Source organism: Roseibium sp. (assembly GCF_965229775.1).
Classification (GTDB): domain Bacteria; phylum Pseudomonadota; class Alphaproteobacteria; order Rhizobiales; family Stappiaceae; genus Roseibium.
The window spans coordinates 5,751,970-5,765,307 of the sequence record NZ_OZ245929.1; the positions used below are offsets into that span (position 1 = coordinate 5,751,970).

Annotated in this window: 10 protein-coding genes; 4 read left to right on the plus strand and 6 right to left on the minus strand. The window is 61.0% G+C overall.

Annotated features, from left to right (window positions below; all coding sequences use genetic code 11):
* The first annotated feature begins 8 nt into the window (after positions 1 to 8).
* Together ACO07N_RS26245 and ACO07N_RS26250 are read left to right on the plus strand one after the other, a co-directional pair.
* The gene (locus ACO07N_RS26245; RefSeq protein ID WP_421983823.1) at positions 9 to 1,184 is read left to right on the plus strand and encodes a vWA domain-containing protein; all 1,176 of its coding nucleotides are present in this window, start codon (positions 9 to 11) and stop codon (positions 1,182 to 1,184) included.
* A 22-nt stretch (positions 1,185 to 1,206) separates the two neighbouring features.
* On the plus strand, positions 1,207 to 2,346 hold the full coding sequence (locus ACO07N_RS26250) for a hypothetical protein (protein WP_421983824.1): 1,140 nt from the start codon (positions 1,207 to 1,209) through the stop codon (positions 2,344 to 2,346).
* A gap of 13 nt (positions 2,347 to 2,359) precedes the next feature.
* Here ACO07N_RS26250 and ACO07N_RS26255 read toward each other — a convergent pair whose 3' ends face one another.
* Together ACO07N_RS26255 and ACO07N_RS26260 are read right to left on the minus strand one after the other, a co-directional pair.
* Positions 2,360 to 2,785 (minus strand): universal stress protein, encoded by a 426-nt coding sequence (locus ACO07N_RS26255; RefSeq protein WP_421983825.1) that lies wholly within the window; start codon positions 2,783 to 2,785, stop codon positions 2,360 to 2,362.
* Between the two features lie 66 nt (positions 2,786 to 2,851).
* Positions 2,852 to 3,640, minus strand: coding sequence for an AraC family transcriptional regulator (locus ACO07N_RS26260; protein WP_421983826.1), 789 nt, complete (start codon positions 3,638 to 3,640; stop codon positions 2,852 to 2,854).
* A gap of 162 nt (positions 3,641 to 3,802) precedes the next feature.
* On the opposite strand from ACO07N_RS26260, the gene ACO07N_RS26265 reads away from it, so the two are divergent.
* Positions 3,803 to 5,029: an MFS transporter gene (locus tag ACO07N_RS26265; protein ID WP_421983827.1), complete on the plus strand. Its 1,227-nt coding sequence runs from the start codon at positions 3,803 to 3,805 to the stop codon at positions 5,027 to 5,029.
* Between the two features lie 66 nt (positions 5,030 to 5,095).
* On the opposite strand, the gene ACO07N_RS26270 is transcribed toward ACO07N_RS26265, so the two are convergent.
* The 3 genes from ACO07N_RS26270 to ACO07N_RS26280 all read right to left on the minus strand — a co-directional run bounded on the left by ACO07N_RS26270 (position 5,096) and on the right by ACO07N_RS26280 (position 6,463).
* Positions 5,096 to 5,416, minus strand: a complete 321-nt coding sequence (locus ACO07N_RS26270) for a 2Fe-2S iron-sulfur cluster-binding protein (protein WP_421983828.1) — start codon at positions 5,414 to 5,416, stop codon at positions 5,096 to 5,098.
* A gap of 117 nt (positions 5,417 to 5,533) precedes the next feature.
* Complete coding sequence (locus tag ACO07N_RS26275) at positions 5,534 to 5,896, minus strand: Hpt domain-containing protein (RefSeq protein ID WP_421983829.1); 363 nt, start codon at positions 5,894 to 5,896, stop codon at positions 5,534 to 5,536.
* 252 nt (positions 5,897 to 6,148) lie between these two features.
* Complete coding sequence (locus tag ACO07N_RS26280; RefSeq protein ID WP_421983830.1) at positions 6,149 to 6,463, minus strand: hypothetical protein; 315 nt, start codon at positions 6,461 to 6,463, stop codon at positions 6,149 to 6,151.
* Between the two features lie 278 nt (positions 6,464 to 6,741).
* Between ACO07N_RS26280 and ACO07N_RS26285 the strand changes: the two genes are divergently transcribed.
* Positions 6,742 to 12,990: an antitoxin gene (locus tag ACO07N_RS26285; RefSeq protein ID WP_421983831.1), complete on the plus strand. Its 6,249-nt coding sequence runs from the start codon at positions 6,742 to 6,744 to the stop codon at positions 12,988 to 12,990.
* Here ACO07N_RS26285 and ACO07N_RS26290 read toward each other — a convergent pair.
* Positions 12,987 to 13,325: a hypothetical protein gene (locus ACO07N_RS26290; RefSeq protein ID WP_421983832.1), complete on the minus strand. Its 339-nt coding sequence runs from the start codon at positions 13,323 to 13,325 to the stop codon at positions 12,987 to 12,989. The genes ACO07N_RS26285 and ACO07N_RS26290 overlap by 4 nt on opposite strands.
* Between the last annotated feature and the right edge of the window lie 13 nt (positions 13,326 to 13,338).

Below are 13,338 nucleotides of genomic sequence, written 5' to 3' on the forward strand. Positions count from 1 at the left end.
TTCTTGCCATGTTCATCAGCTTCTTCTCCGAACTGAAATCCGCCGGCATCCCGGTCTCGCTCCGCGAATACCTGACGCTCATGGACGCGCTGGACAAGGATCTCGCCGAGCGCAGTGTCGAGGATTTCTACTATCTGGCCCGGCTCACTCTGGTGAAGGACGAGAGCAATCTGGACAAGTTCGACCGGGTGTTCGGCCACGTGTTCAAGGGCCTTGATCTGATGAGCGACGTGCCCGTAACCGACATTCCCGAGGAATGGCTGCGAAAACTCGCCGAAAAGCACCTGAGCGAAGAGGAGAAAGCCCAGATCGAGGCGCTTGGCGGCTTTGAAAAGCTCATGGAAACGCTGCGCGAACGTCTGAAAGAACAGGAAAAACGCCACCAGGGCGGCAACAAGTGGATCGGAACCGCCGGCACGTCGCCCTTCGGGGCTTACGGTTACAATCCGGAAGGCGTGCGCATCGGCCAGAAGGAAAGCCGGCACCGGCGCGCGGTCAAGGTCTGGGACAAGCGGGATTTCAAGGATCTTGACGACACCCAGCTTCTGGGGACGCGGAACATCCAGGTCGCGCTCAAGCGGCTCAGGAACTTTGCCCGAACGGGTGCGGCGGAGGAACTGGATCTCGACGACACGATCCGGTCAACCGCGCACAAGGGTCTGCTCGACATCAAGATGCGGCCCGAGCGGCACAACGCGGTGAAGGTGCTGCTGTTCTTCGATATCGGCGGATCGATGGACGATCATATCCGGGTCTGCGAGGAACTGTTTTCGGCCGCCAGGTCCGAATTCAAGGTGATGGAGCATTTCTACTTCCACAACTGTCTTTACGAATATGTCTGGAAGGAAAATCAACGGCGCCACACCGAACGCATCGATACGATGGATGTGCTGCACAAGTACCCGTCCGACTACAAGATCATCTTCGTGGGTGACGCGTCCATGAGCCCTTACGAAATAGCCTATGCGGGCGGCTCGGTGGAGCACTGGAACGAGGAAGCCGGATCCGTCTGGATGCAGCGCATGACGGACCTCTACAGGAGCGCTGTCTGGCTCAATCCCGTGCGCGAGGAGCACTGGCATTACACCCATTCCATAAAGATGCTGAACGAACTGATGGAAGGCCGCATGTTCCCTATGACGGTCGAAGGCCTCACCGAGGCAATGAAGGAACTTGCGCGATGACGGTCTTCACGAGGCACGCCGGATGACCGGCGAAGACACCGGCGGAAAACCTCAGAACGCCGCACAAATCGATCCGGACAGCCATGCAACGACCACCGGCATGACCGGGCACGGCTACTACGATGCCAATTCCCGAACCCAGTGGAACGCCATCGAGGCGGTCCTGCCCATGCTGGACAACGCGGCGGCGCGGTTTCCGCTCCAGGACGACGGCGTGATCACCTTCGCCGACTATGGCTGTTCGGAAGGCCGCAATTCGGTCGCGGTGATGGCGAGAGCACTGGAGACCGCCCTTCCCCGCACGGCGCTGCCGCTGCAGACGGTTCACTCGGACCTGCCGACAAATGATTTCGGCACCCTGTTCCAGAACCTGCGCCCGCACGGCCGGTCGGTTTTTGGCAGCGACCGGGTATTTTCCTCAGCCGTTGGCGGGTCCATGTACGACCAGTTGCGGCCGGACCAGAGCGTACACCTGGCGACGACCTTCAATGCCATCGGGTTTCTGTCCAGACGTCCGGTGGCGGCCCTGCCGGGCTACATTCAGCCGAACGGGCCAAGTGCGGTGCGCGGAAACGGGCGTGTCACGGATGAAGAAACGGCTGCCTTCGGCGAACAGGCCAGACGCGACGTTGAAGCGTTCCTGAAAGTCAGGGCACGTGAACTGGTGCCGGGCGGACAACTGCTGGTGCAGGTATTCGGCGCAACGGCAGAGGCCCGGACCTGCGACGGCATTTACGATCTCTTGAACGATGCCGTTCTCGGCTTTGTCGAGACCGGTGAGATCGACACGGAAAACTACGCCCGTTACTACCAGCCGGTCTACATGCGCCGGCTGGAGGAACTCACCGGCCCGGTGCTGGAACCGGGCCATGAGACGGCGGGTCTTTATGATCTGAACGAGGCAAGGGACTACGAGATCGCCGTTCCCTTCGTCGAGCAATACAGGCAGGACGGAGATCTCGACACTTACGCGGCGGCCTATGTCCATTTCTTCAGGGCATTCACCGAAACCGTCTTGACCAACGCCCTGCCCGACACGCCCGGCAGGAACGCACTTGTCGACCGCATTTACGCGCGGGTGGAAGAGATCCTGAAGGCTGCCCCGGATCTCTACCCGTTTCGTTATCTTGCGATCGCGATGCGCCTGACCCGGAAAGCCTGAGACAAGTGTCCGCTCAGCCGCGCAGAACCATGACGGAACACGGTGCGTGGCGCACGATATGGGCCGCGTTCGATCCGATGAAGTAGGTGCTCAGACCCGGCTTGTGCGAACTCATGAGAACCAGGTCGCAACCGGCCTGTTCCGCCTCGTCGATCACCTCGTGATAGACGCTGCCCATGCGCACGACACTGTCGACGGTTCCGTCCGGCAGATTGAGATCCGCACCGATCTTGTCCAGAATGACGGCCGTTTCGCTTGTCGCGCGTTTCTGCCAGCCCTCCGGCAACTGGCTGGCAACAAAACTCTGAACCTCCGGACAGACGGCCATCAGGTGGATCTTGGCTCCGTAGTCGCGTGCCATCTGGCCCGCCTTCGCGAGCGCGTCTTTTGCAAAACCCGGTTCTGCGGGGTCGACGGGAACGAGAATTTTCTCAAACATGGCGTTTCTCCAAGACTGTTTTCAAGAGAGTCTCGGATCATCCGGGGGCCGGCGCCATGAGGCAGATCAATCGATCTCGACACTGGCGAAATATCGTCCGGGCGTGACGCCGAATGCCTTCTTGAACGTGGCCACGAAGGCGCTCGGCCCCTCGTAGCCAAGCTTGTGCGACACGTCGGAAACCGTACGGCCGGAGGCCAGAAGCTCCAGCGCCCGGAACAGCTTCACCTGCCGGCACCACGTCCGGAAGCTCAGGCCCGTTTCGGCCTTCATGCGCCGTTCGAACGAACGCACGGAGACCGTGCAGCGCCGCGCCGCCTCTTCAAGCGAAGGTATGTGGGCAGGACATCTGACAATGGCCTCGCAAAGGGTCCTCAGCCTGCTGTCCTGCGGCATCGGCAGCTGCAGAGGTGCCGCCGGCAGCATCTTGAGCTGGTCGAGAATGACCGCAGCGATCCGTGCCGCCGGTCCCACTTCCGTTTCCGCACGCGGGTAGGACATGAATTCCAGGATCAGCGAGCGCAACAGGTTGGTCACCTGGATCACCTGCGGGGTCTGAGGAAGATCGTGTGTGTGCTCCATCTGGACATAGACATATCTGAGGTCGGTGTCGGTCAGATAGCGCGTCTGGTGAGCGACCCTCGGCGGCAGCCAGACAGCTCTCTCTGGCGGGGCAAAGAACGTCCCGTGCTCGGTGTCGATCGCGAGCGAGCCTTTCACCACGTGAAAAAGCTGCGCGGCATCGTGGGCATGCCACTCGTTGAGGGCGCCGCGCGGCTGCGCCTTTGCATAGCCGATCAGGGGCGCTGCGACCTCATGTGTCGGAAATTCGGACAGTTCGGGATGAATGGACATGTGTCGGCCTCTGAACAGGCGGTCGAAATCCGACCGGACAGGCAAATTCTGGCAACTCGGAGATATATCATGACAAAACAGCGCTAACACGCAAGTTCAAATCGGGACTAGAAGCTATCTGGACGGCGCTGTTCAGAAACGTCCTGATTTTACGGAACCCGAATGAGCTACTTTACACAAAGCGTGAATACGAACGAGCTGACCGGTTGGCGGTCTCCGGCGGTCCTGCTGATGATCATGGCCGGCGCCATGCAGCTGTCATTCGCTGCCTGGTGGAACCTCATGAACAACTTCGCGGTTCAGGAGCTCGATTTCTCGGGCCGCGAGATCGGGATCCAGCAGTCGATCCGCGAAATCCCGGGCTTTCTGAGTTTTCTGGCCGTTTACCTGCTGCTCCTCATGCGCGAACAGACCCTGGCCTATGTCTCGCTTCTGCTTCTGGGGGTCGGCGTCGCGGTCACCGGCTACTTTCCGACAGCGTTGGGCTTTTATGTCACCACGCTGATCATGTCGATCGGCTTTCACTATTATGAGACCATGGCGCAGTCGCTGTCGCTTCAGTGGCTGCCTAAGGCGACGGCCGCCGCCAGCATGGGCAAGATCATCGCCGTCGGCGCATTTGCCCAGCTGATTGCCTATGGACTCATCTTCGTCGCCTGGAAGACCTTTGATCTCTCCTTCACCTTTGTCTTCGCGATCGCAGGCGGTCTGACATTGGTCGTCCTGGCCTTCCTGATGATGGCCTTCCCGCATTTCAAGGAGGGGGTGCCGCAACACAAGAAGCTGATCCTGCGCAAACGCTACTGGCTCTATTACGCGCTCACCTTCATGGGCGGTGCCCGCCGCCAGATCTTCATGGTTTTTGCCGGGTTTCTAATGGTTGAACGCTTCGGCTACGACGTTCACGAAATTGCGGGCCTGTTTCTGATCAACGGCGTGTTCAGCATGATCCTGGCGCCGAAGATCGGCCACCTGATCGTCCGCTTCGGTGAGCGCAAGGCCCTGATCCTCGAATATATCGGCCTGATCGGCGTTTTCGTCGCCTATGCCTTCGTCTCCAGTCCCTGGGTCGCGGCCGGTCTCTACGTGATCGATCACGCCTTCTTCGCGGTGGCGATTGCCATGAAGACCTACTTCCAGAAAATCGCCGATCCGAAGGACATTGCGCCCACTGCGGGTGTCGCCTTCACGATCAATCACATCGCAGCCGTTTTCATTCCCGTCCTGTTCGGCTTCGTCTGGCTGATATCACCGGCAGCCGTCTTCCTGGCGGGTGCGGCCATGGCCGCCGTCAGCCTTGTCCTCGCCTCGCTCATTCCGAGCAACCCCGAGGATGGCCGGGAGGTCGATTTCTGGTTCCGCAGACCGACGGCACAGGCCGCCGAGTAGCACAGATGGAAAAGAAAAAGCCCGCCGGTTTCCGGCGGGCTTTTTTGTTCCGTGAATTGCGGTGAGTTATGCCTGACGCTCCGGTACGTGCACGACGAGGCCGTCCAGCTCCGAGGTCACCTTGATCTGGCAGGACAGGCGCGACGTCGGCTTCACGTCATAGGCGAAATCGAGCATGTCCTCTTCCATCGGCTCGGCGGACCCGGTTTTTCCGGTCCAGGCGTCATCGACATAGACATGACACGTTGCGCAGGCACAGGCACCGCCGCACTCGGCTTCAATACCCTGGACCATGTTCTTGATGGCATTCTCCATCACCGTCGTGCCTTCGGCGGCATCGATTTCGGTCTGGTTTCCATCGGCGGTGATAAAAGTGATTTTCGGCATCAGTCGCGTCCAAGCCTTGAATTGCGGGTTTCAGCTGATCCGAAATAAAGCTTCCTCCGCAAAGGTCAAGGACGATGACGTATTTCGGGCACAAACTGGCCTGAAAGCGGTCTCGGGTCAGCCCGCCAGAAGGTCCCGGATGTAGGTATTGGCCTCGTCGACTGCCGCGACCAGTCCCTCCGTTGCCGAACCGGGGGTCTGTTTCATGCGCCCTTCCAGACTTTCGCACACTTCCGCCACCCGCCCGGCGCCGATTGCACGCGCCGATCCCTTGAGCGTGTGCACGAGATCCAGCCGGACGCTCGTGTCGGTCTCCTTTGCGAGACGCTCAAGCGTCGAGGACGACTGGGATTTGAAAAGATGAAGAACCTGAACCTCGAGGTCCCGGTTCCCGAGTGTGTTCGTCGCCAGTTGCACCAGGTCTATCGGCGCTTCGGGACCGCAGCGGCCGCTGACGCGGGCCATCGATGAAGGGGCCATTGTCGGGCTCCAAGTTACTCACTACGCACCGCGCGGCACCTCGCCGGCGGCTTGGACTGCTCAAAAGTGTGCGCCCAAGACCCAAACACCCGGTTAAACAGGGCTGACAAACGCCCGACTCGACCGAATGTCCCCAAAAAACTGAAAGTTTGGTTAACGGCACAAAATCGGCGACCGGAGCCGGTTTGAAAAAAAACGTTGCCTTTCCGCCGTTTCTCAAATCCGCGCTGCCGGAGGAACCGGTATCAGCCGTTAACTTTTTTTGCGAATACGACTTGAATTGAGAACTTCAAATGCGGCAGGGGTCAGCCGGCAAACAAGCCAGTTGGGCTTGATTGGGTTGGAAAACCAAGGCTCTGCCCACCCTGCATCGATGCACGCCCTGATCGTTCGCGCCGGAACTTCCCGTCCGTTTTCATCGAAAAGAGGCAACTTGCCGCCAGGTTGTTCAAGCCCTTTTTTCAACCAGCGCTTTTGAGCGGCGGTCAGAGTTCCGAGCCTGAGTGCCGTTTGAGAAGACGCTGAAGCCGCTTCTTCCCCAACACCTTCCTTCTTCGATTTCGGCATCGAAACCGCCCCCTAAGTGATTCACGCAATTACAGTTTCTTGTTCGTTAGGAGAGATTGTGCCATTACAGTTGGTGATGCGGCAAGATGGGGAGCAGACCGTCTGGTGAATTGGTGGCGGTAAGTCAGCGGCGCCCCCCTCGGAAAAAGCAGTTCCGCGCTGTCGTGTGTCCAATGGCAGACGCGGAAAGACGCATCAGATAGACTTGGGAACGGCCGCAGCGCGCGGCTGGCAAGTGTTCCCGGCGTGTAATGAGTACGGACGTGAGGCGACCATAAATGGCAAATCCGACAAAGGCCAAGGATCCTGCGGAAGCGGCCCTGTCAGCAGTTGAAGAAGCCCTGAAGCTCGATTTCGGCGGCCCGGACGCGACTTTCAATTTCGATGACGCGGCCCCGGAAGCAAGCGCGGCAGAGGAAACGGAACCCGAAAAACAGCCCAAACCGCCGGCCTCGAGCGAACCAGCGCGCGAAGAACAACGCGCGCCGCGCCGGCGTGGCCGCGGCGGACGTCCGCCGGCTGCCAATGACGATCGCCGGAACATCGGCAACCTGATCTACGCCCTGCAGCGCCGTCCTTCCTCGGCACCGTTCTGGGGCGCATTGGCCCTGAGCGCTGTCTGGGCGGCCCTCGGCGGAAGCCTTTTCTTCTCCACGTTTTCCGAACAGGTCTCCACGCTCGACACGCAGGCCCTGCTTTCTTCGCCTGAAATCATCCTCGCCGCGGTCGGAATTCTTGTCCCGATCATCTTCTTCTTTGTCATGGCCATGATGATCTGGCGTGCGCAGGAAATGCGCATTGTTGCGCGCGGCATGACCGAAGTCGCACTGCGTCTTGCCGAACCCGAGGACATGGCCAAGGAGTCGATCCTGAGCGTCGGTCAGGCGATCCGGCGCGAAGTCGCCGCGATGGGTGACGGCATCGAGCGTGCGATCGCACGCGCGAGCGAGCTCGAAGTACTTGTTCATAATGAGGTTTCGTCGCTCGAGCGCTCCTACAACGACAACGAACTCAAGATCCGCGCGCTGATCGAGGAACTCGTCAGCCAGCGCGAGTCGATCGTCATCAATGCAGAGCGCGTGCGCGAGACGATTGCCGGCGCACACGAGAAATTCTCCTCGCAGCTCTCCGGAACGTCGAACGAGCTTGGCGAGACCGTCGATCAGGCGTCGCAGCGCATGATCGATGCAGTCAACAGCCGCGTCGAGGAACTCACCTCGACCGTCGACAGCCGCATTGAATCCCTCGGTGCGACGCTCAACGCCTCCGGCAACGAACTGGTCGACAACCTGACGGTGCGCGCGGAAGATTACGTCTCCCGCCTGTCACTGACGGGCCACGAGCTGGTCGACAACCTGTCGGAAACCGGCGCAACGATGTGGGAGACCCTGTCGGCGCGCGGCAACCAGGTGAACGAACAGTTTGCCGAAACCGCGAATGCCTTCGTCGAGACGCTGACCGCGCGCGGAACCGAGATCAACGAAACGCTGGCCTCTTCCAGCACCTCCGTTGTCGCGACGCTCAGCAGCAAGGCCGACGAATTCCGCACGACGCTGGAAAACACCGGTGTCACGGTGGGCGACGTCATCACCCAGCGCGGCGAAGAGATCAATGCCAACCTGTCCCTCACCTCGGGCCGGCTGATCGACACGATCACCTCCAGAACCGAAGAACTCGTTTCGACGGTCGACACACGTGTCACGAACCTCGACGAGTCGCTGGCTGAGACCGGCACACGCGTTGTCGAAAGCATCTCGGAGCGCGGTCAGGCCGTGACCGACACGATTTCGATCCGTGGCGCCGAGATTGTCGAGACCCTGTCGGGCCGTTCGACGGAAGTTGCTGAAATCCTTCGCGGAACCGGCGAGAGCATCGTGGTTGACCTGTCCCTTCGCGGCGGCGAAATCGCGGCGAAACTCGACGAGACCGCCGGCTCCCTCACGCAGACAATCTCTGTCCGCGGCGGCGAACTTGCCGAGAAGCTGGACAGCATCTCCGAGCGCATCTACACGGCGATCTCCATCAACGGAACCGAACTGGACGAACGCCTCACGGCGCGCAGCAACGAAATGGCGACGATGCTGGAACAGCAGACCGTCGGGTTCAGGGACACGCTGGAAAGCGTTTCCAGCCAGTTCGCGGCCGGGCTCGGAGAACAGACCGGCACCCTCACCCAGACGCTCGCCGAAACCGGCACCCAGCTTGCCGAACTCATCGGCAGCCGCGGCGACCGGGTGGCACACGACATCAACCAGGTCAGCGGTCAGATTGCCGAAACGCTGGAATTGCGCGGCGGTGCCCTCAACGAAGGCCTGTCCACGCGCCTGTCCGAGCTCGAAGAAATCGTCGGCGAGCGCGGCGGCCAGCTGATCGAGGCCTTCGGCACGAAAACCCTGCTTCTGTCGGAAGCCATGGATTCCCGCCTGTCCACGCTTGATGCCACGTTTGCATCGCGCATCGACACGATGGATGCCTCTCTCGGCAACCGGATCGCGGCGATCGACTCGGTCGTCGGCGGCCATGCCGCAACGCTCGATGCCGCCGTAGGCGGTCACGCGGCGACCCTCGAAGCGTCCCTGAGCAACCATGCTGCCGCGATCGACACATCGCTGACCGACCGGCTGGCGGCTGTCGAGGCCGTGCTCACCGAACGCACGACGACGCTCGACACGTCTCTTGGCAATCACGCTGCCTCGATCGATGCCACGCTGGGGAACCGGCTGGCGGCGATCGACACCAGCCTTACCGAACGCGCAGCGGCGATCGATGCATCGATCGGGGAGCGCGGCACGGCGCTCGACGCGTCCCTTGGCGAGCGCATCGCGTCCCTGGATTCCGCTCTCGGCGAACGTATCGCCACCATGGATAGCTCGCTCGAACAACGCTACAGCGCGATTGATGCGACCCTCACCAACCGCATCAGCTCGATGGATACGTCGCTCGAACAGAAATTCTCGTTGATGGACGAGACACTTGGGCAGAAATTCACGTCGATGGATGCAACGCTCACCGATCGCATCAGCACCATGGATGCCTCCCTGGAGCAGCGCTACAACGCCATCGATGCGACGCTTGCAGACCGCATCAGCACCATGGACACGTCGCTCGAACACCGGTTCTCGTCGATGGACGCGACGCTCACCGACCGCATCAGCACGCTCGATGGGTCGCTTGAGCAGCGTTTTGCCTCCATGGACATGTCCCTTGGCGAAAAAATTTCCTTCATGGACACGACTCTCGAGAGCCGATTCAACACGATGGATGCCTCGCTCGGCGCCCGCGTGACGACCATGGACGCAGCGCTTGAAAACCGCCTGTCCACCATGGACAGGTCCATCAGCGAGCGCATCACGGCGATGGATTCGTCCCTCGGCAATCACATCAGCACGCTTGACCTGACTCTCGACCAGAGGACGGCCTCCTTCGAGGCAACGCTCGAGGCACGCACCCAGATCCTGTCTGACGCGATCGAAAACCGCACGACGGGTATCAGCGACGCTCTGGAAGAGAAGACCCGGAACATCACCGACGTTCTGGCGGATCGCTCGGATGCCATCACGCTGCAACTTGGCCAGCGCATCGAGACTGCCGGCAAGTCCCTCGCCGAACGTGCGACGGAAATCGGCGACACGCTCTCAGAGCGCGTCGACGGCGCTGCTGCCTCCATGGCCGAGAAAGCCGAGCTTCTCTCCGCCTCCATGACCAGCGGAACCGACCGCATCGACGAAACGCTCGATGCGCGCGCGCGCCAGATTTCCGAAACGCTCATTTCGCGGACCAAGGAGATCGCCAAGGCGTTCGTCGACGGTCAGGACGAGATGACCACCGCCCTCGACACGCGCCTTTCCGAGGCCGGGGACGTGCTCGGAAAACAGAGTGAGCAGCTCACCGAGTCGCTGTCGGAGCGCATTGCCGAAATCAACGTTTCGCTTGGCGCAAAGGTCTTCGAGGTCGCCGAAACCCTCGATAGCCGCGCCAACCAGCTCGAAACCATTCTGAACGATCGCCTGGAGAGCATCTCCGGCACGCTCACCGGTGAGAGCGAACGCGCACGCGACATTCTGACGGCCGTGATTTCCGAAGCCGGGGCCACGCTATCCTCAGAAAGCACGCGTCTTCGCGACACCGTGCAGGAAGCCGTCACGGCCGCGGCGGCATCGCTCTCCGATGAGCGCACGAAAACCGTGGAAGTCGTCGACACCGCACTCAACCAGGCAACCGAGAAGCTCGCCGGCGAAAGCGACCGCATGCGCCAGATCGTGCTTGGCTCCGTGGGCGAAGCCCGTGGCGTCCTGGAAGGCGAAAGCCAGAAGGCGGCTGACGTGGTCAGCAATGCGATGCACCAGGCAACCGGGGCGATGTCCGGCGAAAGCACCAAGATCCGCGAATTGGTCCTGTCCGCAGTGGCCGACGCGGCACGTGCCATGGCCGCCGAAAGCGAGAAGGCAAGGACGCTCTATGCCGGAACGCTAGCAGAGTTCACCGGATCGCTCTCGGGCGAAAGCGAGAAGATCCGCGGCGACCTTGCCAAGGTGATAGCGGAGATTTCCGGAAACCTGTCGGCCGAAAGCGAACAGGCCCGCGCGACGCTCACCAAAACGCTGGAAGACATCCGTGGACAGATGTCGAGCGAAGCCGGCATGGTCCGTGCGCGTGTCAACAGCGCGGTTTCGGAAGCCGCCGAACTGCTTGTCGGCCGTGGCAACGATGTCGCCAACGAACTGATGGAAAAAGCGACGTCTCTGAACGAGGCCTTCGGCGAACGCAGCGGTGAACTGGCGCGTATCGTCGGAACCGATGGCAACGACCTGATCAATGCCATCGAGGCCCGTGCCAACGACCTGACCGGGCGTCTGTCGGAAGTGCATGGTGCCATTCTCGATGCCATCACGGTCAAGGGCCGCGACGTCACGGAAACGTTCGCCCATACCGGCCTTGATGCGACCCGGACGCTCGTCGAGGCGGGAGACCGGATCATTGCGAGCATCAATGAACGCAGCGAACGGGCCTCGTCACTTCTGAGCGACACGAAACAGCGGCTGGAAGCCGATGTGACCGAGATCCTCAACAAGGTCGAGGAATCCAACACCAACCTTCAGGGCATCGTCACCACGGCGGGTGAAAACCTCACTGAGGTGGAAGGCAATCTTGCCCGCCGGGCCGGCGAGTTCCGGTCCGCGGTCGACCGCGCCGTCCAGGAGACAAACCAGACCACGTCACTCATTAACGAGCAGGTGTCCAACCTTCGCGACGTCACCCAGATAACGCTCGCGGACATCCAGAACCTGACCCACCGCTTCGGCGACCAGTCGGAAGAACTGACACGTGCCGCGCGTCATCTGGAAGACACCAACAAGTCTGTTGAGGGCCGGGTCTCCGAACGCCGCACGGCGATCGAGGAAGTTGCCGATACGCTCCTGGCCAAGACGGAAGCTGTCGACACCCTGATGCGGTCTTTCTCGCAGAACCTGTCCGACACGCTCGAATCGGCCGACGACAAGGCACGCGAAGCCGCAAACATGCTCGGAGCTGCCGCCGAGGCCGCGTCCAAGCAGGTCGCCGAACAGTTCGAGTCAATGCGCCTCACGGCAGGCATGGAAGGCCAGAAGGCCCGCGATGCCATCCGTTCGGCACAGGACGACATCATCTCCGAAATGACCAAGACGGTCAGCGACGCCTCGGACCGCTTCAACGATGCCGCGGCACGGATGCGCGATGTCGCCCGCGAGGTGCACCACGAACTGGAAGCGACCCGCAACGAACTGAAACAGGGCGTTCTCAACCTTCCGGACGAAGCCGAGGAATCCTCCGCGGCCCTGCGCAAGGTCGTGAACGAGCAGATCCGTGCCCTCACGGAACTGTCGGAGATCGTGGCCAAGCAGTCCAACTCGCTTGATGTCTCGCGGCCGCAGGCCCAGGCCGCTGCCGCAAGCGCACCGGCTCCGCAGCCTGCCCCCTCGCCTCAGAACTTCGCGCCCGAACCGCTGGCACCCCAGCGGCAGGCACCGGAGGCGGACCCGCGTCCTGCACAGCAGCCGCGTCCCGCTGAAATGCGGCGCCAGCAGCCGGCACAGAACCAGGGCGGTAACCCCGCCGGCAAGGGCTGGGTCGCCGATCTTCTGCGCCGGGCATCGCGTGACGAGGATGCAAGCGCCGACACGAGCATGGCGCGCACACCGTTGCAGACCGTGGAAAGCCTCAACTCGCTTTCGGTCGACATCGCCCGAGCGATTGACCATGAGACCTTCATCGATCTGTGGAACCGGTACCGGAACGGCGAACGCAACGTGTTCACCCGCAGGCTGTACACGCTTCAGGGTCAGCAGACCTTTGACGAGATTCGTCAGAAATATGCGCGTGACCCGGAATTCCGCACCGCGGTCGAAAGGTACGTGTCTGATTTCGAACAGTTGCTGGCACAGGTCTCACGCAATGACCGGGACAACATGCTGGGTCAGACCTACCTCACCTCGGACACCGGCAAGGTCTACACGATGCTGGCACACGCAAGCGGCCGTCTCGACTAGGGACTGGCGGATAGAACATGAAGAAGGCGGCCACGGGCCGCCTTTTTTGTTTCAATCGCGCGCAGGAAACCGCAGACGCCGGGCCTAGGGTACGGACTCACAAATGAAGTTAATTTGGTTTGGATCGTTTTGACCAACTGCGAGGAGCGAAAGCGCAGGAAATGTGGTTCATTTTCAAGCCTTTCGCGACGATGCAGATGGCCAAGACGGCCAAATCCGAAGGACGGCAAAATGGCTTTACCTCGCTGCGTCACCGCGCTTGACCGGGCATAAAGCCCGCTCTGCGCACGCTTCCTTGCGAGAATTTGCCATTTCTGCCGCCAAATCAGCTTCATTTGTGAGTCCGTA

What these genes read in the sequence shown, in the direction of transcription:
- ACO07N_RS26245 (WP_421983823.1), top strand. Translation starts at nt 9, where the DNA reads ATGTTCATCAGCTTCTTCTCCGAACTGAAATCCGCCGGCATCCCGGTC.
- ACO07N_RS26250 (WP_421983824.1), top strand. Translation starts at nt 1,207, where the DNA reads ATGACCGGCGAAGACACCGGCGGAAAACCTCAGAACGCCGCACAAATC.
- ACO07N_RS26255 (WP_421983825.1), bottom strand. Translation starts at nt 2,785, where the DNA reads ATGTTTGAGAAAATTCTCGTTCCCGTCGACCCCGCAGAACCGGGTTTT.
- ACO07N_RS26260 (WP_421983826.1), bottom strand. Translation starts at nt 3,640, where the DNA reads ATGTCCATTCATCCCGAACTGTCCGAATTTCCGACACATGAGGTCGCA.
- ACO07N_RS26265 (WP_421983827.1), top strand. Translation starts at nt 3,803, where the DNA reads ATGAGCTACTTTACACAAAGCGTGAATACGAACGAGCTGACCGGTTGG.
- ACO07N_RS26270 (WP_421983828.1), bottom strand. Translation starts at nt 5,416, where the DNA reads ATGCCGAAAATCACTTTTATCACCGCCGATGGAAACCAGACCGAAATC.
- ACO07N_RS26275 (WP_421983829.1), bottom strand. Translation starts at nt 5,896, where the DNA reads ATGGCCCCTTCATCGATGGCCCGCGTCAGCGGCCGCTGCGGTCCCGAA.
- ACO07N_RS26280 (WP_421983830.1), bottom strand. Translation starts at nt 6,463, where the DNA reads ATGCCGAAATCGAAGAAGGAAGGTGTTGGGGAAGAAGCGGCTTCAGCG.
- ACO07N_RS26285 (WP_421983831.1), top strand. Translation starts at nt 6,742, where the DNA reads ATGGCAAATCCGACAAAGGCCAAGGATCCTGCGGAAGCGGCCCTGTCA.
- ACO07N_RS26290 (WP_421983832.1), bottom strand. Translation starts at nt 13,325, where the DNA reads ATGAAGCTGATTTGGCGGCAGAAATGGCAAATTCTCGCAAGGAAGCGT.